Genomic DNA, 20,864 nt, shown 5'->3' on the forward strand with positions numbered 1-20,864 from the left:
TTTTATAAAAAATCATCGCGGCGCGGTGTAAACGTGTCGATCAAACGCCCCGGCGCGAGGCAGACACAGCCGTGTTCGGCATTTGACGGAATGACAAAGCTATCGCCCGGTCCGACCTCAAATTCTTTGCCCGAAAGGCTGAACCGAAAACGGCCGCTTTCGACATAGGTCGATTGCACATGCGGGTGATTATGCAGTGCTCCCTTGGCGTCCTTTTCGAAGGTAAAGGAAACCACCATCAGGGATTCATTTTCAGACAAAACCTGACGTGTGACGCCCGCATCTGGATGTGCAATTGGGTATGATTTCAGCATTGTGTTTTCTCGATTGCCAAAGGGTTAGAGCTCAGACAACGCACCTGCGCCAGCACGTGCACGAATGCCGTCGGCGATGGTTGCAGGGTCTGCCAGCTCATAAGAATAAGGCGGGGTCCAATCGACCTGATCTGCCAAAGGTTTCTCAGGGTTCGCTGCATTGTATAGCGCCAGCAAATCCAGGGCCTCACCATTCACGACAGACCCGGAATCTTGGGCGATTTCGCCTTTGTAGTGTCTAAAAATGCGACCCGCATCGATATCTGCAGAGATTTCAAATGCGTTCGCTTCTGACAGAATACGCGACTCTTTTCCGGCGCCGAATGCATAGGAGAAACTATAGGGGCCGTCGGCACGCGGCGTGAACAGGTTGTTGAAAACATGCACCTCGCCAAAGCGGACACGCGGTGTGCGTTGGCGTACGTTATCGTACCAGTTTCCAGCAAAGGTGACCCGCAAATGCCCGATATTTTCTGTCCGGCTGTCTGACGAACCGATGACATGAACCTTGTCATGATCAAAGAACCGGTTGTCAGTGACCGTGATGTAATTGGCCAGTTTCTTGATATCGATCAGCCCATCATGATGCTGCTTTACGCGACCAAAGACAGGCGGCAAATGATCGTCGGGCCGCGCGCCATCTGAAAAACTGCAATTGTCGATCCAGATGTGTGTCGCTTCTTCGATCGAGATCAGGTCGTATTCCGCGTTCCAGTTGCCTTGGCTACCGTCCGTGCCGTCCCATTGCGGGAAGAAATCGTAGGAGTCTTCAAAGATGATATTGCGAATAATCACGTTCTCTACGCGTTTGACCAGCAATGTCCCATTGATAATCCGCGCGCCATCCATGCCGATGATCGTCTTGTTTGAACCGACCCGGATCATTGTGTGGGCCTTTTGGTTCTGCTCTGATCTTTCGCGCGCATCTTCGAGAGGGCCTTCAGGCTCTGCCTCGAAACCATAGGTCTGAGGATCATAGGCCGCGATGTATGCGTCTAAGTCATAGTCCGGATCGGCGAATGCGCTGGCATCTTGGGGATTACCTGCATCATCCGCCGTTAGGTCAATTGTGCCCGCAACAAAGATGATTGCAGGCGTGTCATTGCTTGCGTTGCTCGCATTGTCACCGCCTAAGGCTGCAACCAATTCCGCCCGCGTTGAAACGACAAATACCTGCTCTGGCGCGGCGTTTGCCCCGCCGGTTGTTTCGCCTTCAACAGTGGCCCAGCCCAGCGCGGGGCCCTGCTGTGCAATTGCCAACTGATCGGCAGTCACCGTTTGTGCCTGTGCAACAGAACCAGCCAAAAGGTAGGCGGCAGCGAGATATTTCATCGTCTTCATTGTCGTCTCCGGTTTTTAGGGTCAATCGAATGGATCGAAACACAGGCAACTGGTGATCAGTGGAACAAGGACGGCAGCCAAAGTGACAGCGCTGGGACATAAGTGACGAGCATCAGCGTCCCAAAGGCGGCACCGTAGAATGGCCAGATGGATTTGACGGCATCAAAAATCGGAATGCGCCCGACTGCACAGCCGACAAAGAGCACCGCACCGACAGGCGGGGTACATAGACCAATCCCAAGGTTCATGATCAGGATCACACCAAAGTGGACCGGATCAACGCCAAAGGCTGTCGCCACCGGCAAAAAGATCGGCGTGGTGATGACGATCAGCGGCGACATATCCATGAATGTCCCCAACATCAGCAAAACGACGTTCAATAGCAGCAAGATGACGATAGGGTTGTCAGATACGCCTTGCAGGAAGCTGACCATCGACGCAGGCACCTTGAGATAGGCCAAGAGCCAGCCAAAGGACGCGGCACATCCGATGACCAATAGCACCATCGCAGTTGTCCGAACTGCCGCGAATGTTGCTTCAACGAAATCATGCCAACTCAGGCTGCGATACACAAAGAATGTGATTATCAGCGCATAGACCACGGCGATGTTGGACGATTCAGACGCCGTAAAGATACCGGATCGGACCCCGCCAAAGATGATCGCAACCAAGATCAGGCCGGGTGCAGCCGAAACAAACAAGGTTCCCATCATGGCAAGGCCGGGGAATTTTTCGGTCGGGTATCCGCGTTTTTTCGCGACAAACCATGCGGCGGCCATCAACGACAAGGCCAGCATGAAACCGGGAATAATCCCTGCGGTAAAGAGATCAGCAATCGAAATGCGCCCGCCAGCCGAGATCGAGTAGATGATCATGTTGTGCGAAGGCGGCAACATCAGCGCAATGATCGAGCTGACGACAGTAATGTTTACCGCATAGTCCACGCCATAGCCGCGTTCTTTCATTTGGGGAACCATCAAGCCCCCCACGGCAGATGCATCAGCCGCAGCCGACCCTGAAACGCCACCAAACATGACAGAGGCGAGAATATTCACCTGACCAAGGCCACCGCGCAAATGCCCCACAAAGGCACCCGCGAGAGCCACCAGCCGCCGCGCGATATCACCGCGCACCATCAGGTCGCCTGCGTAGATAAAGAACGGGATCGCCATCAGCGCAAAGACCGACACCCCGGAATTCAACCGCTGGAACACGACCACAGGCGGCAGCCCTAAATAGGCAATCGTCGCAAAGCTGGACACACCTAGGCAAAAGGCAACTGGCGTCCCAATCAGAAGCAGGAACGTGAAAGTTCCAAATAGTACGTAAAGCTCCATCCTAGGTCGCCTCGCTATTATCGTCGCCAAAGCGAGCGGTCGGCAGACCTGCGGCACGGCGCGCTATGCGCTCGACCGAGAACAGCACAACAAGTACGCCACCAGCAACGATAGGAATAAAGTCATAGGCACCCGAAATGCCCAACGAAGGCAGCGTATTTCCTGCGGTCTTTTCCGCGAGCTGCCAACCAAACCAGATCATGCCAAGGCCGAAACCAGCAACGACAAGATCGGAAATTGAATAGAGGAACATCTTGCCTTTATGCGGGATCACATAAAGCAGCACATCGAACGACAGGTGATAGCCTTCGCGAATGCCGACAGCCGCCCCAAGAAAAATGAACCACCCCATGATCATCACAGAGGCAGGTTCGGTCCACGCGATACTGTCATTCAAAACATAGCGCCAAAAGACCTGCGCCGCGATCAGAACTGTCATCACAACGAGCCCAGTTCCCGCAGCCCATAGCGCTGCGCGACCGATAAAGCCGGTGATCACAGCGATTTTCAACATCAAGCCCTGCACAGGCATTCCCCCAAACGTAGTAAGCCCGCGACAAATGCCGCGAGCCTGTATTTGTCTTATTCAGTGGCCTGAATGTCAGCGACCATCTGCTGAAGAACAGGTGAGGTTACGTATTTCTCGTAAACAGGAACCATCGCTTCGATGAATGGTGTCTTGTCGATGTCGGTTACGATCTCGACACCCGCAGCACGCACGCGCGCCTCGGATTCAGCTTCGCGAGCTTCCCACAGTTCACGCATCACAGGAACGGAATCGCGCGCAGCTTGGCGAACGATTTCCTGATCTTCGGCCGACAGCTTATCAAAGCTGGATTTCGCCATCACCAGAACCTCTGGGACGATCAAGTGCTGATCAAGCGTGTAGTACTGCGCGACTTCAAAGTGGCCAGAGCTGTCGTAAGATGGCCAGTTGTTTTCCGCACCATCAATGACGCCAGTTTGGATCGAAGAGTAGACCTCGCCGTATGGCATTGGTGTCGCATTCGCACCCAGCGCAGAAACCATATCTACGAACATGTCAGACTGCATGACACGGAACTTGAGGCCCGCGAGATCCTCGATCGAGTTGATCGGCTTTTGCGAGTTGTAGAAACTGCGCGAACCACCGTCGTAAAAGGCAAGACCAACAAGGTCATGGTCGCTAAACGCGTCCAAGATTTGCTGACCGACAGGTCCGTCCATCACTTTGTGCATATGTTCAACCGAACGGAAGATATATGGCAGCGAAGGAATCTGTGTTTCTTCGATGATGTTATTGAATGGCCCGAGCGATACGCGGTTCATGTCGATCACGCCGAACTGCGTTTGTTCGATGGTGTCTTTCTCCTGACCCAACTGCGCAGAGTGGAATACTTCGATACACAGGCGACCGTCTGTGCGCTCCTCGAGCAGGTCACCCATGTGGTTCACGGCAGCAACCGTTGGATAGCCATCAGGGTGCGTATCTGATGAACGCAGGGTGACCTCGCATGCTGTCGCAGCAGAGGCCATTGCAACGCTGGCCAGCAAAGCAGCACCAATAGTTTTCGTAAATGTCATTGTTTCTCCTCCCAGAAAATGACCCGTTTCAGAGTCGATAAGCTTGCTTAGCAAGCCGATAGGTGAGGTCATGCGCGACCTCATGTGCATCCGCCATTCCAAGCCGCCCTGTCGCGACAAGATTGGCCAGATATGCGCAATCCGAGCGCCGAGCGACATCGTGCCGGGCTGGGATTGAACAGAACGCGCGGGTGTCGTCATTAAAGCCGACCGTGTTGTAGAACCCGCATGTTTCTGTTGTTTGTTCACGGAATCGTTTGATCCCTTCGTAGCTGTCAAAGAACCACCAAGGCGGCCCCAGACGCAGCGCAGGGTATGCCCCTGCCAATGGCGCCAATTCACGGCTGTAGCTGGTTTCATCCAAGGTAAACACGATCACCGTCAGTGACGGCTCCATGCCCACTGCATCCAGCAACGGCTTTAGCGCCCGGACGTAATCCGTCTGACTTGGGATATCGAAACCCTTGTCACGACCAAAACCAGCAAATACCCCAGCCGAATGGTTACGGAACGACCCCGGATGGATTTGTAAAACCAGCCCGTCATCTAGGCTCATCTTGGCCATCTCGGTCAGCATTTGCCCACGGAATGCATCGGCCTCTGCGGCCGAGCACGTCCCTGCCAGCGCCTTAGCGAATAGCGCCGCTGCATCCGCGGCTGACATATTTTCGGTACGCGCTGTTGCGTGACCATGGTCGCTCGCGGTGGCACCGCTTTCCTTAAAGAACGCGCGCCGCTTACGATGGGCGGCTAGGTATCCTTCCCATGTCGCGGTATCTTCGCCTGTCAGCGCGCCCAGCTGGGCAACATTATCAGCAAAGCCTTCGAACTCTGGATCGACGACATTGTCGGGACGGTATGTGGTGATCACACGACCACCCCAACCGCTGTCAGCGATTTGTTGATGCCACTTCAGATCATCCAACGCGCTTTCCGTGGTGGCGAGCGCTTCGATCTTGAACCGATCGAATAGGGCACGCGGGCGGAAGTCATCCTGCGCCAATTTGCTGTCGATGTGATCGTAATAGGCGTCAGCGGTGTCTGCTGATAGGCGCTCATCAATCCCGAACACATGTTCAAACGAATGATCCAACCACATCGCAGACGGCGTCCCGCGCAGCAAATAATAGTTCTCGGCAAAGCGTTTCCAGATTTTGCGGGGATCCGTTTCGACCGTGCCACCATCAATACGTGGCACGCCAAGGTCAGCCATGCTCACGCCCTGCGATACCAACATCCGAAACACATAGTGATCCGGAACAACAAAAAGCTGGGCAGGGTCAGGAAAGCGTTCGTTCTTTGCAAACCAGCTCGGGTCGCAGTGCCCGTGCGGGCTGATAATGGGTAAATCCGCAACGCTGTCATAAAGCGCACGGGCGATTTTTCGCACCCCTGATTCGACCGGAAAAAGTCGGTCAGGATCAGTTAATTTCATCGAATTTCCCCCCAAAGGACTTGCGATACCTCTAGTCATCTAATATGTTAGTCTGGTAGATACGTCAAACTGGAAATTGCCATGCCCGCGCTAGCCTCTCTTGGCCAAATGCAAACCACGACAGCCACCGATCAGGTTTTTCAGGCGCTTTATTCAGCGATCATTACCCTTGAACTCGCCCCCGGCAGCAAGGTGTCCGAGGCAGAGGTCGCGCGTAATCTTGGGGTGTCGCGACAGCCTGTACGCGACGCGTTTTATCGACTGTCTGAACTAGGCTTTATGTTGATCCGCCCGCAACGCGCGACCACCATCACATACATCTCAGAACAGGCGCTCTTGGACGCACGGTTTATCCGTACCGCCCTAGAGGTCGAATGCCTGCGCACAGCGATTGCCAAAATTGATGATGCTGACGTGGCCCGATTGGATGACCTACTTGCCCAGCAAGAAGAGGCCATCGAAAAAGGTGATCGGCTTGGCTTTCATGCGCTCGACGACCAATTCCACGAAGCCATCTGCGATATTGCCGGACATCCCAAAGCGTGGAACCTAATCCACGAACAAAAGGTCCACCTTGATCGGGTGCGCTATCTATCACTGGCCTTTGGCGCGCAGAGCGCACTGGACGATCACCGCGCGATTATGAAATGCATCCGCGACCGCGACGCCGACGCAGGAGAGGCACAGCTTCGCACACATTTGGCGCGTATTCTGGGCATCTTGGAACAGGTGCGCTCATCACATCCAGAGTTGATGGAAAGCCACCAAAAATGACGAACCGTATTCTCGCGATCGGCGAATGCATGGTCGAAATGGCCCCTCAGGCACAGGGCGGCTATGCGATGGGATTTGCTGGCGATACGCTTAACACCGCGTGGTATCTGCGCAAAGCACTGCCAACGGATTGGGAAATCTCGTATCTGACAGGTGTTGGCACCGATGCGATGTCGCAGCAGATGACTGAATTCATCTCTACCGCCGGGATTAGGCCAGAGTTCCTAACCGTCACAGATCGCACGGTTGGACTATATATGATCTCGCTTAAGGACGGAGAGCGCAGTTTCAGCTATTGGCGCAGCGTATCAGCGGCGCGCAAACTGGGGCAACATCACACGCCGATTGACACGCTGCGCGCCGGTGATGTCGCATATTTTTCCGGCATCACCATGGCCATCGTCGAACCCGAAGATCGCAGCGCTTTGCTTGATCGGCTGACCTCAGCACGCGAACGGGGTGTGATCATCGCCTTTGATCCCAATTTGCGCCCCCGGCTTTGGGCGAACAATCATGAAATGCGCGATTGGATCATGAAGGCTGCCGCAGTATCCGACATCGCGCTGCCATCATTTGAAGACGAGGCCGACATTTTTGGTGACGCAGGTAAGGCCGCAACATTGAAACGCTACCAAGACGCCGGTGTCAGTTGTGTCGTGGTCAAAGACGGACCCGCCGATGTCTTGGCACAAATTGGCACGAACACCCCCGTCACGGTGACCCCGCAGATTAACCCGAGCCCGGTTGACACAACAGCGGCTGGGGATTCATTCAATGCAGCATTCTTGGCCGTGTATCTGCGTGATAAGGACCTAGCCAAAGCCATCGGCGCAGGTTGTGCGTTGTCGTATCAAGTGGTGTCGCATAAGGGCGCGTTGGTCGATCTCAGCTAATCGTGTCAAACTGTTGCTTTGGCTGCTTTCCTTCCGTTACCAATGACGAAATTCGCGGAGGAAACACACAATGACCGACCATCTCGAAACGCTTGTTGATCAGATGACGCTAGAGGAACAGGTTTCGCTTTTGGCGGGCGAAGATCTGTGGTCTGTCAATGCAATTGCACGGCTTGATGTGGGTAAGATACGCGTTACAGATGGCCCAAATGGTGCGCGTGGAGGCGGCGATTGGTTCGGCGGCGTGACGGCGGCGGCCTTTCCTGTTGGGATCGCAATGGGCGCCACGTGGAACCCTGACCTCGCCTACGAGGTTGGCGCGGCATTAGCCCAAGAAACGAAATCGAAATGTGCACATGTCCTGCTTGCGCCAACGATCAACATTCATCGGTCGGTCACCAATGGGCGTAACTTTGAATGCTTCGCCGAAGACCCCGAACTTACCGCAAAACTGACCGTGCCTTATATTCGCGGCCTGCAAGATAACGGGATCGCCGCCACCCCAAAACACTATGCCGGCAATGAATCCGAAATACAGCGCACGACGATGAATTCGGAAATTGATGAACGCAGCCTGCGCGAAGTCTATCTGCGCCCATTCGAGGCCGCCGTCAAAGACGCGAACACTTGGGCGATGATGTCGTCCTATAACCGGCTGAACACGCAATACACATCAGAGAATGAATGGCTCTTGTCCGATGTCCTACGCGACGATTGGGGGTACGATGGGATCGTGATGTCCGATTGGTTTGGTTCGCATTCAACCGCCGAAACCGTTAACGCAGGGCTCGACCTTGAGATGCCCGGCCCGACCCGTGATCGCGGAGACAAATTGGTTGCAGCGGTTCAAGAAGGAAAAGTCGCACCAGACACCGTGCGCACGCGCGCCCTGAATATGCTGCACCTGATGGATCGTACTGGCGCATTGACGGACAAAACACCCTACAATGAACGCTCTGTAGATTTGCCCGAAACACGCGCCTTGATCCGGCGCGCCGGTGCCGAAGCGGCTGTGCTGCTCAAGAACGAAAATCTGCTGCCCTTGTCCACGCCCAGCGGCAAGATCGCCGTCATCGGGCCCAACGCCGCTGAGGCGCAGATCATGGGCGGCGGGTCATCGTATATCAATGCGCACTACCGCGTTTCACCGCTACAAGCGCTACAAGACCGCTTTGGTGCTGAGAACATTGTACACGCGCCGGGCTGCCAGAACCATCGTTGGGAACCACTGTTCATCGGCGATGTTGACGTCGCATATTTTGACAATGCGACCTGCGCGGGCGACCCGGTTGCGACCGAAACCTTGGGCCAGACGCAGACCTTTTGGATGCCGCCAATCGGCGAAGGCAAAGTTAACCCAACAGGGTTTTCCGCACGCATCAGCTGGAAATATACAGCGACAACCACGGGAATGCATCGTTTTGGCCTGCATGCCACTGGACCTAGCAAGCTTTATGTCGATGGCACGCTGGTTGTAAATGCCGCCGACAACTGGACCCGTGGCCGTACGTTCTTTGAGGAAGGGTGCGATGAAATCACGGCAGATTACGCACTCACCGCTGGCGAGACCTACGCCGTAACCGTCGAATTTGCCGCACGCAAAAGCGCCATGCTGGACCTGTCGGCATTTCGGGCAGGCATCGGTGTGCCATTAGGCGTTGAGGCGATTGAACAGGCCGTCAACGCCGCCAAGGCAGCCGATACCGCGATCATCTTTGCTGGGCGCTCAGGCGAATGGGATACAGAAGGCTCCGACCTCCAAGATATCATGCTGCCCGGTGCACAGGATGCGCTGATCGCCGCCGTTTTGGCTGCAAACCCGAATACTGTCGTCGTTCTGCAAACGGGCGGCCCCGTGGAAATGCCATGGATCAATGAAGCAAAGGCCGTTCTACAGGCGTGGTATCCCGGTCAAGAGGCGGGAAATGCGATCTGCGACGTCTTGTTTGGCGATACGGAGCCTGGTGGGCGTCTGCCGCAGACCTTTCCGGTCAAATGGCAGGACAACCCAACTTGGTCACAAGACCCCGAAATCTATCCCGGCCTAGATGGAAAAACCCGCTACGAAGAAGGCGTGTTCATCGGCTATCGCCATTATGATCGCCACGGCATCACCCCTATGTTCCCCTTTGGTCATGGGCTTGGTTACACCAGCTTCGCGCTGTCCGATTGTCATGCGGAACACAATGGCGATGGGACAAGGGTCAATGCCCGCCTGACCAATACCGGCAAACGCCAAGGTACGACTGTGGTACAGCTATATATTGGCGATACATCCGCGAGCGTCCCCCGGCCAATCAAAGAGCTGAAAACATTTGCCAAAATCGCGCTGGCGCCCGGCGAAACCCGTGATTTCACGCTTGACCTTAGCGGACGTGACTTTGCGTTCTTTGATGTCGATACAGGTGTCTGGCGTGTCGAAGAGGGTGAATTTGAGATACACCTCGGGTTTTCGGCGACCGATATTGCCTGCACCACGAAAATCACGATGCAGGCCACAACCTACGCGAAATAGGCTAAGCGGACTGGCCCGCCTTGCGTATTTGATCAAGGCAGGTCGCCAAAGATTCCTGTTCGATTTGGGCGTATAGCGCGAATTCATCAGCGGTCTCGGCACCTAGCGCCGCTTCAAAGGCAGATTTGCTCGATGCAGCATGGCGATCCTGTGCGGCTGCATCTCCAAGGTTCGATTGGAAAATACCCGCTGCACTGACGGGCAGAAAATCTTCGTAGATGATCGGACTTAGACCCAGTACGCCCGCATCCAAAAGTGCGGAAACAGACATATCGTCCACCTTGCCAGAAGGCATTTGGGCGATTGAAAACTTAAAATGTGCAAGCCCCTCATCATAAAGCGCGCGCCAGCTATCAGGAAACACCTGAAACGCCTGATCGAGCGCTGCCATATAGGCATCGGCATTTGTCCCGTCACTTGCTGGCAGAATTTCTGCCCGCACTGCTGCGAGCGTCTGATCATATAGCGCCCGTCCCTTAGGGGTGAGCGCGACACCGCGCTGCTCGATTTCTCCGAAACGTGCGGTATGACTGCCAATCGTTTCAGTGCCATCTTTGGATGGAAAGTTGACCTTTTCCTCTAACGCCTTGAACGATGTCTGACGCAACAAAATCGGACACTCACGGCGCGGCGGCCCTTCGACGACGGCTTTGGCTGGTAGGCCGCGCGCAATCATCCCGGCCTGCGCAGCATCGATATCAAGCGTGCGCGGCGTCAGATGGTTGATGTGCGGCCCCTTGAACGACACCACATCCGCAATCAGTCGATGCGTATCGTTCAACTGCTCAAATGTCTGGATGTCCACGCAAGCATCAGCATGCCAGCGAAATGTCTCGAGCACTTCGGCAACAAAGGCCTGCGCGTCTTGCTCTGACAATCCGCCTGCGGATTCGGCTTTTTGGGTCAGGGCGATTGCATTCGGGGTAAAGATCTGGCGCCCATCCAAAATCGCAGCAGCCTGCGCGCGCAGGGCCTCATCTGCAATCAATTCGAGCCGTAACAGAGACGTAAAAACCCGAAACGGGTTCGCGGCAAGTGCAGTACGCGAGACTGGTCGAAAGGCGGTTGAATGCACGGGAACCGCCGCCGCAGACAGATCATAATAGCCAACAGGGTACATGCCCATCACCGCAAACACGCGGGCCATCATCGCCAGCTCTTGGGCTGTGCCCAGCCGGATCGCACCGTGGCGTTCTTGGGATATGCGGGTGGTATCCTCGTCCGGGGTCAAGTTCAAAACAGCCGCTTGCGCCCCACCAAGCGTTTCCGCGTTGGTCTGCTCAACGATCTCTAGCAAATCACCATAGGCGGGAACTTCGCTGCGATACATGGCAGACATCGCCGCTGAGAAATCAGCGCGGATCGCATCGGGGTTTGCAAATCTGGCGGCCATCACATTCATCCTTGCATCGAAAAAACCGCAGCCAAAGGTTGGCTACGGTTATTGGTAAATCATGCTTTAGGAATGCTGAATAGCCCTATCCAAACATCGAGTTCGGGATTGCCAATGCAATCTGCGGAAACAGGATTATCAGGATCAGCGATGCAAGCATGGCCAACAGAAATGGGATCACACCCTTAAAGATAGTATGAAGCGGAATATCCTCAGCAACGCTGCGCACAACAAAGACATTCAGCCCAACGGGTGGCGTGATCATACCCATTTCAATCACGATAACTGCGATGACACCAAACCAAATCGGGTCAAAACCCAGCCCCATGATGATCGGATAATATATCGGAATGGTCACAACCAGCATGGCCAGCCCATCCAAGAACATCCCCAAGACGACATAGCTCAGCAGGATAAGTACCAGCGTGCCATATGGTCCCAACCCAAACGAGGTCAGCATATGGCTGAGGGCCAATGGAATATCCGTGATCGCCAAGAATGGGTTCAGCACATTTGCGCCCACAACGATCATATAGAGCATTGCTGATGTCTTAACCGTATCGCCCAGCGCATTCACAAATCCAGCCCGCGATAGGCTGCCTGAAAGTAATGCAATAGCGATAACCAATCCGGCGCCGATCCCTGATGCCTCAACCGGGGTAAAGACCCCCAGATAGATCCCGCCAATGGATACAGTGATTACCCCAACCAACGGGGCCGCACGACCAAACAGGCGGATACGTTCAGACAGGGGCTTGGCTTCGCCAACTGGTCCCGCCGCAGGGTTGCGCAGCGTCACAACCCAAATGGCGAGAATGAACAACCCGCTCATGAGCACCCCCGGCAGAATGCCTGCCATAAACAGACGTCCGATAGATTCCTCAGTCAAAATGGCATAGATGACAAACCCTGTTGACGGAGGGATCAAGAAGCCAAGCGTGCCGCCAGCAGCAATCGACCCGGTGGATAGACCAGGCCCGTAGCCCAGACGTTTCATCTCAGGCAGGGCAACACGACCGATGGTGACGGCAGTCGCAACCGAAGATCCAGAAACGGCAGAGAACGCAGCGCAGCCAATAACCGAAGCCGACGCAAGCCCACCGCGAAATCGCCCCACCCAAGCGTGCGCTGCATCATAAAGCGCGCGACTAAAGCCGGATTCAGAGGCGATATTTCCAAGCAGCACAAACATCGGCACAACGATCAGATTGTAGTTGCTGATGGATGAATATGTCTCGGTGAACATAATGGCCGTGGCACGGCGCAGACCGTCCAAAATCCAAACACCGAAGAAACCGGTAAACAACATCGCAAAGGCGACAGGCGTGCGCAGGATCATCAACCCGAACAGGGCAACTATCCCCAAAATACCAATCATAAGGTCAGTCATTTCCGGTCTTCCATCCAAAAATCAGTGCGACAATTTGAATTGCGAAAACGACCGCGCATAATGCCATGCCCGCCCAAATCGCCCCGTAGACGGGCCACAAGTGTATCGCGAGCATATTTGTAGTATCGCCGAATTCGATGGCCTCAGCGGCTTTCTTCCATGCCTGACCGCAAAGGACATAGAGCGTCACAATCGCCAGAACCCGCGACAGGAGATCACCAAAGAAACGCCCCCACTTGCCCAGCGGCTTATCAAACAAATCCACACGGACATGAGCACCAGATTGTGTCGCATAAGGCAGCGCCATCATGACAAGCGCAACTGCTACAAGCTGAACGATTTCATTGACGCCTAGCAATGGCGCGCCAAACACATACCGCAGGATCACACCTGCGTTTACCACCACGACCATCGCAACAAGGCACAGCCCCGCCCCAACAGCGAGCAACCCCGGAATCTGGGCGATCCGTGTCGCCCAGATTGATCTATACCAAGCAGTCACAGCTTATTCCGCCGAGAGAGCTTCGACGATTGCGGCCGCGTTTCCGCCTGTTTCGGCAACAGCTTGCGCGACGATTGGTGCAGACAACAGGTCAAAGGCTTGGGTTTCTTCCGGGCTTAGACGGATCACTTGACCACCCATTTCTTCGAACGCGGTGATCCCGCCCTCGGCGACCGATAACTGTGTTGCGTTGGCCATGACGGACGCCTCTTTGCCCGCCTCAACGACGGCGGATTGTTGGTCATCAGACAAGCCGCGGAAGGTATCGCGGTTCATCACGATAAAAAACGGTGAATTTGTCGCCTCGAACCCAAGCGTCAGATAATTCGCAACTTCGCCCAGCCGGAACGCGCGGGTCGCCGTTGTGTCGATCATCGCACCGTCGATTACCCCGGTCTGCATCGCGTTGTAGATTTCAGTCACAGGCATCGAGACAGGGTTTGCGCCCCATGCCTCGACCTGCAATCCGGCATTGCGCGATGGTACGCGAATGTTCATTCCAGCAACGTCCTGTGGGCTGTGTACAGCAACGTCCCGCGTGTACAGCACATTAGGCGCGCTAGACCAAAGCGAGACAAGCTGCACACGGCGATATTCATCCTTGAACAGATCAATATTGTCCCAAAGATCAGCAGTACCTGTTTCGGTATTGATCACGCCGGGCAGTTCTGCCGTCAGAGTCAGCGGGAAATTCGATGCGGTATAACCCGGCAGCCCGATTGCAAAATCCGCGACACCATCGACTGCGCGATTATATTGCTCAACCGGGCCTGGGCCCAATTCTCCACCAGAGTACAGGCGCACGGTCACATCACCGTTGGTTTTCTCGCCGACCATATCCGCAAATGGCTGAAAGGCACCTGCAACATAGGGATGCCCCGGAGGCATGAAATTCGCAAAGCTTAGTTCTTCTGCAACGGCGTTGGTTGCCCATAGCGCAATGGCTGCACTCGCGATCTTGGTGGTTAGGCGCATATTTTCCTCCCGAAGGCTCAACCGCACGGGACCCTCCCATGCACATGGGCAAGTTATGTCAGCGCCCCTGTGCCACACGCCAATTCAAAGCCAGCACATCAGAATAAGTAGCCGCTATAGGCCATCAGGATCAGCAGCCGTCTGACGCACGAGATCCAACAGTAACGCCTGCGCCTTGGTCGGGACCCAACCCGCCCGATAAGTCAGGCCAATCGGGCGCTCTGCCCAGCGCGTTTGCACGTCAAGCGCGACGAGCAAACCACGTAAAGTTTCTGCTTCTGCTTGCTTTTGCGAAATACACCCAAGCATATCAGTCCGCTGCAAAATTTCGCGCATCAACAAGATGGACCCACAATCCAGAATACTGGCGGGCGGCGGAACTTGGGCGGCGGCAAAGAACGCATCGAATTGCCTACGTGCTGGTGTACCCTCGCGCGGTACGGCCCATTGCTGCTGCCCGAGTATCTCTGGCGTTAGATCCGCACTACTCTCCAACGGATGTCCCGGGCGAGCAACAATTGCCATACTGTCGTGAAATAGCTGCTCTTGCGCAACGTCGTTGATGGGTAACGGATCACGCAGCGCGCCAATCATGAAATCAATTTCGCCACTACGAACACCGCCCAACAAATCATCATACGTGCCATCCAGCACAGTCACCCGCTGCAAAGGGCGCTGCGACCGGAACCGGGCAAGCGCCTGAGGCAGGACGACTGACCTTGAAAGCGGAAGCGACCCAACGACAATCGTGCCAACCTCGCGTCCGTCGAATTCACCCAGATCCGCTTCGACCTGATCAAATTCGGAAAACGCAAGCTGCGCGGCTTTTGCAAGTTCGCGGCATGGGCGGGTCGGGACCAATCCAAATGTGCTACGCTCAAACAGCGAACGGCCAGCCTCTTGTTCGATCTGCGTGATCGCGCGATGCACCGTTGGTTGCGCCAACCCGAGATTGCGTGCCGCTAAGGTAAAGTTCTGCGCTGCTACAACCGCGATCAGCGCCTGCAATTGCGCGACCGTGGCAGTCAAAGTCAAACGTGCAGACACTTCGGCCAAGCTAGCATCCAACCGTTCCATTGCGCGGCGCAGGCGTTTTTCAAATAATTCGCCCCGCTCAGTCAGGAAAAAGCCGTGTCGCGTACGATCGAACAGAGCACCCCCTGCTTCGCGTTCTAATTTGGCCAATGACTGTGTAACCGCAGGCTGCGAAACATTGCATCGCGCTGCTGCAATTGTTGGTGAACGCGAAGTCCCAACGGCCAAGAACACCCGAAAATGCCTGAGGTTGCGGGAAATCATAGGTTATCTAAAACCCGATCCAACCGCTCATTGAGCGATTGATCCGATGTCGCCCGCGTCAATCCGGCAATGCGATCCTGCCACTGCGCTGTCGCCGCACTAAGGCTGTTGTCTAATCCCAGTTCCGAAAGCGTTGCACAAACCTCGCGCATTTCAGCGGCGCGGCGTGTTCCGTGGGATAACATGCGCTCTAGATTATATGCGCCTTGGGCTTCCCAGTTGATCTGTGGATTAGACGCGTTCAATGACGCAATCACTTGCACCTCAACGCCCGCCTTACGCGCGGCCAAAAGACATTCCGCCGACAGAGCTTCCATCCCTTTGATCATAATTGATCTGAGCATCTTGATCGCCGAAGCATCACCAATCTGATCGCCGACAACTGTGCCATTCATTTCAAGACCTGCAAGCAAATGCGCCGCATCCTGAGCGCAAGCCCCAGACAACAACAGCGGCACCTTATGTTGCTTGGGGTGTACTGGCGCCATCACCGCGACATCGACATATCGCCCGCCTGCCTTGGTTATATGCTGCGCCGCGCGGCGTTTGGTTTCGGGCGAACATGAATTGCAATCCAACCACAGCGTCCCATTGCCAATGGCCGAAACCGCGGCGCGTGCTGCGACCTCTGCCTGATCAGCCGTGACTAGGCTAAACACTGCATCAGCGCCTCTTAGCGCCGCGATGATATCGTCTTGCCCAGCGACGCCGTGGCGCGTGTAACTGTTCAGCAGATCATCCCGGTTAATGTGGTCATTTGACTTGATATCAAACGCCGACACCATGTCTGGCTTATTATCCCCCCAACCCGAAACAAAAGCCTGCGCAGCCTCGCCAAATCCGACAAAGGCGATCTGCCGTGATGTTTTCTTAGGTTTCGACACAAAAACCCCCTTCGCTTGCGACGTCAAAACACTGCCAAATTTAGCGATCCATCGCCACTAGCTATAGCACAAACTTATGCAATTGCACGCTCTTCAAAATTGTTGGCGCGGGTATGGATGTGGGACACACAACCAACCACGATTTTTCGGAGCACCTCATGACCGCAGATAAAAAAACCGCACTCGTAATTTCCGCACATGCCGCTGACTTTGTCTGGCGTTGCGGCGGGGCAATCGCGCTTCATGCTGAATTGGGGTACGAAGTGACAGTTGCCTGCTTGTCATTCGGTGAACGCGGCGAGAGCGCCCGCTTGTGGAAAGAAGGCAAATCACTCCAAGAGGTCAAAGACATCCGTCGTGGCGAAGCAGAAGCTGCGGCAGAGGCGCTTGGGGTGCACCACTTGGAATGCTTTGATCTTGGGGACTATCCGCTTGAGCTTGATAAGGACGACAAGTTCAAACTCGTCGATCTTATCCGCAAGGTGCAGCCGTCATTCATGATGAGCCACAGCCAATACGACCCCTACAACACCGACCACATGTATATGACGCAAATCGCGTTAGAGTGCCGCATGATCGCGCAAGCATGGGGCCACAACCCCGGTGAAAAGGTTCTTGGTGCGCCGCAGCTATACTTGTTTGAACCTCATCAAACCGAACAAATGGGTTGGAAGCCAGATACCTTCCTCGACATCACGTCGGTCTGGGACAAGAAACGCAAGGCGATGGAATGCAATCAGGGCCAGGTCCACCTGTGGGACTATTACACCCGTGTCGCCCAGCAACGTGCCAACCACTTCAAACGCAACTCTGGCGGCCAAGCTGGCGGGCGCGATTGCCAATACGCCGAAGGGTTCCAATCGATTTTCCCACGCACCGTAGACGAGCTGTAAGGTCGGTCAGCATGACAAACGCAACAAACCCATCATTCGATTTGGCCCACTTGGGTCACGTCGAAATGCTGACCGACAAATTCGAAGAGAGCCTTGATTTCTTCACACGCGTTTATGGCCTCAAGCTCTCTGGGCAGGACGAAACATCGGCATATCTTCGGGCATGGGATGATTATGAATTCTGCACGCTCAAACTGACCAAGGCGGACACCACTGGCGTTGGGCATATCGGCTATCGGGCTGCATCACCCGAAGCGTTAGAGCAACGCGTTAAGGTGATTGAGGAAAGCGGTTACAAGGTCCACGGCTGGAACGATGGCGATCTTAGCCACGGGCGCGCCTTCCGTTTCGAAGACCCCTTTGGCCATGTATTCGAAATTTACTACGACACAGTTTGGTTCGAAGCCCAAGGCGATGATGTTGCTGCACTGAAAAACACTGCCTCCGCATTCGAAGGCGCCGCACCGCGCCGAATTGACCACCTAAACCTGCTTTCCAGTGATGTGACTGAATTCAAGCGGTTCATGGAAACCTGTCTGGGTTCGCGCGTCACGGAGTATATTGAGCTTGATAACGGGCGGATCGGCGGCTGTTGGTTTACGGTCAACAACAAGACCTACGATCTGGCTTGCACCGAAGAACAAGGTGGCGGTAACGCGCGACTACACCACGTGACCTATGCCACGGACCAACGCGAGGACATCCTGCGTGCGGCTGACATCTTTTTGCAAAACGGTGTTCACATCGAAACCGGTCCGCACAAACACGCCATTCAAGGGACGTTCTTTCTGTACGTCTGGGAACCTGCGGGGAACCGCGTGGAATTGGCGAATGCGGGCGCACGCCTGATCATGGCACCCGATTGGAAGCCAATCAAATGGACGCAAGCCGACCGCATGAAAGGTCAGGCTTGGGGACTGAAAACCATCGAAAGCTTCCACACCCACGGCACGCCGCCGGTTAAGAAATAAGGAAACCCCATGTCTGTAGTTGTTCAAAACGTGAAACGCGCTGACCCTGAAACCATCAAGAAACTGGGTGAAGCAGGCGTCGCAACCGTTCACGAGGCACAGGGCCGCAAAGGGTGCCTTGCCTCCTATATGAACCCGATCTACGGCGGCGCGCAGATTGCAGGCTCTGCCGTAACAATTAGTGCAGCGCCCGGCGATAACTGGATGCTTCATGTCGCGATTGAGCAATTGCAGGACGGTGATATCCTTGTCCTCGCGCCGACATCGCCATGCGACAACGGGTATTTTGGCGATTTGCTGGCGACCTCTGCAATGGCACGTGGCTGCAAAGGGCTGATCATTGATGCGGGCGTGCGTGATGTGCGCGACCTGACGCAAATGGGATTTCCCGTATGGTCCAAAGCCGTCAGCGCCCAAGGTACGGTCAAGGAAACGCTTGGCTCTGTTAACGTCCCCATTGTCTGCGCTGGCCAAGCAATCGAAGCAGGCGACGTTATCGTTGCTGATGACGACGGCGTTGTTGTCGTGAAAGAGGCAGAGGCTGAAACGGTACTGGTGAACGCCCAAAAACGGCTCAACGCCGAAGAGGCCAAGCGCGTGCGTTTGGCCGCAGGCGAGCTAGGCTTAGATATTTATGACATGCGTCCCCGCCTAGCAAAGAAGGGGCTGAAATATGTCTGATGGCATCCCATGCCTCATGATGCGGGGCGGCACCTCAAAAGGGGCGGTCATTCTCGCTTCAGACTTGCCCGCAGACCCAGCCGAGCGCGATGCATTATTGCTGCGGATCATGGGGTCACCCAATCCGCAACAAATCGACGGAATTGGTGGCGCTGACCCGCTCACCTCAAAGGTCGCGGTCATTTCGCCCCCCTCACGGGCGGATGCCGATGTCGACTATCTGTTCTTGCAAGTCTTTGTGGATCAGGCGGTTGTCACCGACGCCCAAGCCTGCGGCAATATCCTGGCCGCCGTTGGCCCCGCAGCGATTGAACGCGGGTTGGTGGCAGCCAATGACGGCGAAACATTGGTGCGTATTCACATGCTCAACACTGGTGAGCTCGCGACAGCACGGGTGCAAACGCCAAACGCGCGCGTAAACTATTCTGGTGATGCACGCATCGACGGGGTGCCAGGCACGCACGCACCCGTCCCTTTGATGTTCGACAGTCTGGCGGGCACAATGTGTGGCGATTTGCTTCCCACTGGGAATGCTGTGGATGAAATCGACGGGGTGGCCTGCACCTTGATCGATAATGGAATGCCAAGCGTTGTCATGCGCGCGACTGATTTTGGGATCACCGGCTACGAAACCCGAGAAGAACTTGACGCGAACGCGGAGCTCAAAGCGCGGGTCGAGGGCGTTCGCCTCAAATGTGGCCCGCTGATGAACCTTGGTGATGTCGCGCAAAAATCAGTGCCCAAGATGGTTTTGGTCGCGGCACCGCAAAGCGGCGGAACCATTATGACGCGCAGCTTTATCCCGCATCGCTGCCACGCAACCATCGGCGTGTTTGCGGCTGTTAGTGTCGGAACCGCCTGCACATTACCCGGATCACCTGCCGCCGAGGTTGCGCAACCCCCCAAAGGGGACAGCTTTGTCATTGAACACCCAACAGGTGCTGCAGAAGTGCTGATCCAAACCAACGACGCTGGTGACATCATCAGTGCTGGCACACTACGCACCGCACGCAAGCTATTTGAAGGAACGGTTTTTGCCGCAGACCCGGCGCCCCGCTAAAGCGATTTGTAAGCCTTCAGCAGGTCGCCCACGTCATCGTAAAATGTCACGCGCCCCTTATCCAAAAGCAATCCGCAATCGCAGTATTCGCGGATCGTATTCTGTGAGTGCGACACCATAATAATCTGACTGCTCTTCAACTTTTCCTGAAAAACCGCGTTACTTTTCTTGCGAAATGTTTGGTCGCCCACGGCTGTGATTTCGTCGATGAGATAGACGTTGAAATTGATCGCCATGCTCAGGCCAAACGCAAGGCGCGCCTTCATACCATTTGAATAGGTTTTGATCGGCAACCGAATAGATGGCCCCAACTCAGCGAAATCTTTCACATAGTCGATCACCCGCTCAGTATCCTGACCATAGATCCGCGAAACAAACCTGATGTTTTCGATACCTGTCATGCTGCCGTTAAAGCCACCCGCGAACCCTAGCGGCCAAGACACGCGCAAACTGCGATAGACATGACCCGTGGTTGGCGGCTCGGACCCAGCCATTAGGCGCATCATCGTGGATTTACCCGCGCCATTCTTGCCCATAATCGCGACATTCCGGTTTTCTGGAAACTGAAAAGTCATCTCGTCCAAGATAACCTTTTTTACGCCCTTGAGCTTATAAACTTTTGAGACCCGATCAAATGCCAGCAT

At 55.1% G+C, this 20,864-nt stretch carries 20 protein-coding genes; 7 read left to right on the forward strand and 13 right to left on the reverse strand.

Annotated elements, in window-relative coordinates; genetic code table 11:
- Positions 1–2: 2 nt before the first annotated feature.
- The 6 genes from TW80_RS00880 to uxaC form a co-directional block, all read right to left on the reverse strand.
- A complete protein-coding gene (locus TW80_RS00880) occupies positions 3–314 on the reverse strand; it encodes a cupin domain-containing protein (protein WP_045995469.1) in 312 nt (103 codons plus the stop codon).
- Positions 315–338: 24 nt separating this feature from the next.
- Positions 339–1,655, reverse strand: coding sequence for a pectate lyase family protein (locus tag TW80_RS00885; RefSeq protein ID WP_052700850.1), 1,317 nt, complete (start codon positions 1,653–1,655; stop codon positions 339–341).
- A 56-nt stretch (positions 1,656–1,711) separates the two neighbouring features.
- Positions 1,712–2,992, reverse strand: a complete 1,281-nt coding sequence (locus TW80_RS00890) for a TRAP transporter large permease (RefSeq protein WP_045995470.1) — start codon at positions 2,990–2,992, stop codon at positions 1,712–1,714.
- A gap of 1 nt (position 2,993) precedes the next feature.
- Positions 2,994–3,506, reverse strand: a complete 513-nt coding sequence (locus TW80_RS00895) for a TRAP transporter small permease (protein ID WP_084625695.1) — start codon at positions 3,504–3,506, stop codon at positions 2,994–2,996.
- 68 nt (positions 3,507–3,574) lie between these two features.
- On the reverse strand, positions 3,575–4,555 hold the full coding sequence (locus TW80_RS00900; RefSeq protein ID WP_084625690.1) for a TRAP transporter substrate-binding protein: 981 nt from the start codon (positions 4,553–4,555) through the stop codon (positions 3,575–3,577).
- 28 nt (positions 4,556–4,583) lie between these two features.
- The gene (gene uxaC, locus TW80_RS00905; protein WP_045995472.1) at positions 4,584–5,990 is read right to left on the reverse strand and encodes a glucuronate isomerase; all 1,407 of its coding nucleotides are present in this window, start codon (positions 5,988–5,990) and stop codon (positions 4,584–4,586) included.
- Positions 5,991–6,071: 81 nt separating this feature from the next.
- On the opposite strand from uxaC, the gene TW80_RS00910 reads away from it, so the two are divergent.
- The 3 genes from TW80_RS00910 (at position 6,072) to TW80_RS00920 (ending at position 10,172) form a co-directional block, all read left to right on the forward strand.
- Entirely contained in the window at positions 6,072–6,764 is a 693-nt protein-coding gene (locus TW80_RS00910; RefSeq protein ID WP_045995473.1) for a GntR family transcriptional regulator, read from the forward strand.
- A complete protein-coding gene (locus TW80_RS00915) occupies positions 6,761–7,657 on the forward strand; it encodes a sugar kinase (protein WP_045995474.1) in 897 nt (298 codons plus the stop codon). Before TW80_RS00910 ends, TW80_RS00915 begins: the two co-directional genes overlap by 4 nt.
- A gap of 70 nt (positions 7,658–7,727) precedes the next feature.
- Positions 7,728–10,172, forward strand: a complete 2,445-nt coding sequence (locus TW80_RS00920; RefSeq protein ID WP_045995475.1) for a beta-glucosidase — start codon at positions 7,728–7,730, stop codon at positions 10,170–10,172.
- Between the two features lies 1 nt (position 10,173).
- On the opposite strand, the gene hglS is transcribed toward TW80_RS00920, so the two are convergent.
- The 6 genes from hglS to TW80_RS00950 all read right to left on the reverse strand — a co-directional run bounded on the left by hglS (position 10,174) and on the right by TW80_RS00950 (position 16,615).
- Positions 10,174–11,565 (reverse strand): 2-oxoadipate dioxygenase/decarboxylase HglS, encoded by a 1,392-nt coding sequence (gene hglS, locus TW80_RS00925; protein WP_045995527.1) that lies wholly within the window; start codon positions 11,563–11,565, stop codon positions 10,174–10,176.
- 85 nt (positions 11,566–11,650) lie between these two features.
- On the reverse strand, positions 11,651–12,955 hold the full coding sequence (locus TW80_RS00930) for a TRAP transporter large permease (protein ID WP_045995476.1): 1,305 nt from the start codon (positions 12,953–12,955) through the stop codon (positions 11,651–11,653).
- Positions 12,948–13,457, reverse strand: coding sequence for a TRAP transporter small permease (locus TW80_RS00935; protein WP_045995477.1), 510 nt, complete (start codon positions 13,455–13,457; stop codon positions 12,948–12,950). The genes TW80_RS00930 and TW80_RS00935 overlap by 8 nt, the downstream gene beginning before the upstream one ends.
- Positions 13,458–13,460: 3 nt before the next feature.
- Positions 13,461–14,432 (reverse strand): TRAP transporter substrate-binding protein, encoded by a 972-nt coding sequence (locus TW80_RS00940; protein WP_045995478.1) that lies wholly within the window; start codon positions 14,430–14,432, stop codon positions 13,461–13,463.
- Positions 14,433–14,546: 114 nt separating this feature from the next.
- Positions 14,547–15,731, reverse strand: coding sequence for a LysR family transcriptional regulator (locus TW80_RS00945; RefSeq protein ID WP_045995479.1), 1,185 nt, complete (start codon positions 15,729–15,731; stop codon positions 14,547–14,549).
- Complete coding sequence (locus tag TW80_RS00950; protein ID WP_204218458.1) at positions 15,728–16,615, reverse strand: NAD(P)-dependent oxidoreductase; 888 nt, start codon at positions 16,613–16,615, stop codon at positions 15,728–15,730. The genes TW80_RS00945 and TW80_RS00950 overlap by 4 nt, the downstream gene beginning before the upstream one ends.
- A gap of 158 nt (positions 16,616–16,773) precedes the next feature.
- Between TW80_RS00950 and TW80_RS00955 the strand changes: the two genes are divergently transcribed.
- From TW80_RS00955 to TW80_RS00970, 4 genes are read left to right on the forward strand one after another with little or no spacing between them, the layout of a single operon-like run.
- The gene (locus TW80_RS00955; protein ID WP_045995529.1) at positions 16,774–17,508 is read left to right on the forward strand and encodes a PIG-L deacetylase family protein; all 735 of its coding nucleotides are present in this window, start codon (positions 16,774–16,776) and stop codon (positions 17,506–17,508) included.
- Positions 17,509–17,519: 11 nt separating this feature from the next.
- Complete coding sequence (locus TW80_RS00960) at positions 17,520–18,479, forward strand: VOC family protein (RefSeq protein WP_045995480.1); 960 nt, start codon at positions 17,520–17,522, stop codon at positions 18,477–18,479.
- A gap of 9 nt (positions 18,480–18,488) precedes the next feature.
- Positions 18,489–19,160: a 4-carboxy-4-hydroxy-2-oxoadipate aldolase/oxaloacetate decarboxylase gene (locus tag TW80_RS00965; RefSeq protein ID WP_045995481.1), complete on the forward strand. Its 672-nt coding sequence runs from the start codon at positions 18,489–18,491 to the stop codon at positions 19,158–19,160.
- Entirely contained in the window at positions 19,153–20,220 is a 1,068-nt protein-coding gene (locus tag TW80_RS00970) for a 4-oxalomesaconate tautomerase (protein WP_045995482.1), read from the forward strand. The genes TW80_RS00965 and TW80_RS00970 overlap by 8 nt, the downstream gene beginning before the upstream one ends.
- On the opposite strand, the gene TW80_RS00975 is transcribed toward TW80_RS00970, so the two are convergent.
- Complete coding sequence (locus TW80_RS00975) at positions 20,217–20,864, reverse strand: ABC transporter ATP-binding protein (RefSeq protein WP_045995483.1); 648 nt, start codon at positions 20,862–20,864, stop codon at positions 20,217–20,219. The genes TW80_RS00970 and TW80_RS00975 overlap by 4 nt on opposite strands.

It is taken from the genome of Loktanella sp. S4079, from assembly GCF_000967725.1.
In the GTDB taxonomy this organism is placed as follows: Bacteria; Pseudomonadota; Alphaproteobacteria; order Rhodobacterales; family Rhodobacteraceae; genus Yoonia.

What these genes read in the sequence shown, in the direction of transcription:
- TW80_RS00970 (WP_045995482.1), top strand. Translation starts at nt 19,153, where the DNA reads ATGTCTGATGGCATCCCATGCCTCATGATGCGGGGCGGCACCTCAAAA.
- TW80_RS00920 (WP_045995475.1), top strand. Translation starts at nt 7,728, where the DNA reads ATGACCGACCATCTCGAAACGCTTGTTGATCAGATGACGCTAGAGGAA.
- TW80_RS00895 (WP_084625695.1), bottom strand. Translation starts at nt 3,506, where the DNA reads ATGTTGAAAATCGCTGTGATCACCGGCTTTATCGGTCGCGCAGCGCTA.
- uxaC (WP_045995472.1), bottom strand. Translation starts at nt 5,990, where the DNA reads ATGAAATTAACTGATCCTGACCGACTTTTTCCGGTCGAATCAGGGGTG.
- TW80_RS00965 (WP_045995481.1), top strand. Translation starts at nt 18,489, where the DNA reads ATGTCTGTAGTTGTTCAAAACGTGAAACGCGCTGACCCTGAAACCATC.
- TW80_RS00900 (WP_084625690.1), bottom strand. Translation starts at nt 4,555, where the DNA reads ATGACATTTACGAAAACTATTGGTGCTGCTTTGCTGGCCAGCGTTGCA.
- TW80_RS00960 (WP_045995480.1), top strand. Translation starts at nt 17,520, where the DNA reads ATGACAAACGCAACAAACCCATCATTCGATTTGGCCCACTTGGGTCAC.
- TW80_RS00955 (WP_045995529.1), top strand. Translation starts at nt 16,774, where the DNA reads ATGACCGCAGATAAAAAAACCGCACTCGTAATTTCCGCACATGCCGCT.
- TW80_RS00930 (WP_045995476.1), bottom strand. Translation starts at nt 12,955, where the DNA reads ATGACTGACCTTATGATTGGTATTTTGGGGATAGTTGCCCTGTTCGGG.
- TW80_RS00880 (WP_045995469.1), bottom strand. Translation starts at nt 314, where the DNA reads ATGCTGAAATCATACCCAATTGCACATCCAGATGCGGGCGTCACACGT.
- TW80_RS00915 (WP_045995474.1), top strand. Translation starts at nt 6,761, where the DNA reads ATGACGAACCGTATTCTCGCGATCGGCGAATGCATGGTCGAAATGGCC.
- TW80_RS00975 (WP_045995483.1), bottom strand. Translation starts at nt 20,864, where the DNA reads ATGCTGGCATTTGATCGGGTCTCAAAAGTTTATAAGCTCAAGGGCGTA.
- TW80_RS00885 (WP_052700850.1), bottom strand. Translation starts at nt 1,655, where the DNA reads ATGAAGACGATGAAATATCTCGCTGCCGCCTACCTTTTGGCTGGTTCT.
- TW80_RS00890 (WP_045995470.1), bottom strand. Translation starts at nt 2,992, where the DNA reads ATGGAGCTTTACGTACTATTTGGAACTTTCACGTTCCTGCTTCTGATT.
- TW80_RS00945 (WP_045995479.1), bottom strand. Translation starts at nt 15,731, where the DNA reads ATGATTTCCCGCAACCTCAGGCATTTTCGGGTGTTCTTGGCCGTTGGG.
- TW80_RS00910 (WP_045995473.1), top strand. Translation starts at nt 6,072, where the DNA reads ATGCCCGCGCTAGCCTCTCTTGGCCAAATGCAAACCACGACAGCCACC.
- TW80_RS00940 (WP_045995478.1), bottom strand. Translation starts at nt 14,432, where the DNA reads ATGCGCCTAACCACCAAGATCGCGAGTGCAGCCATTGCGCTATGGGCA.
- hglS (WP_045995527.1), bottom strand. Translation starts at nt 11,565, where the DNA reads ATGGCCGCCAGATTTGCAAACCCCGATGCGATCCGCGCTGATTTCTCA.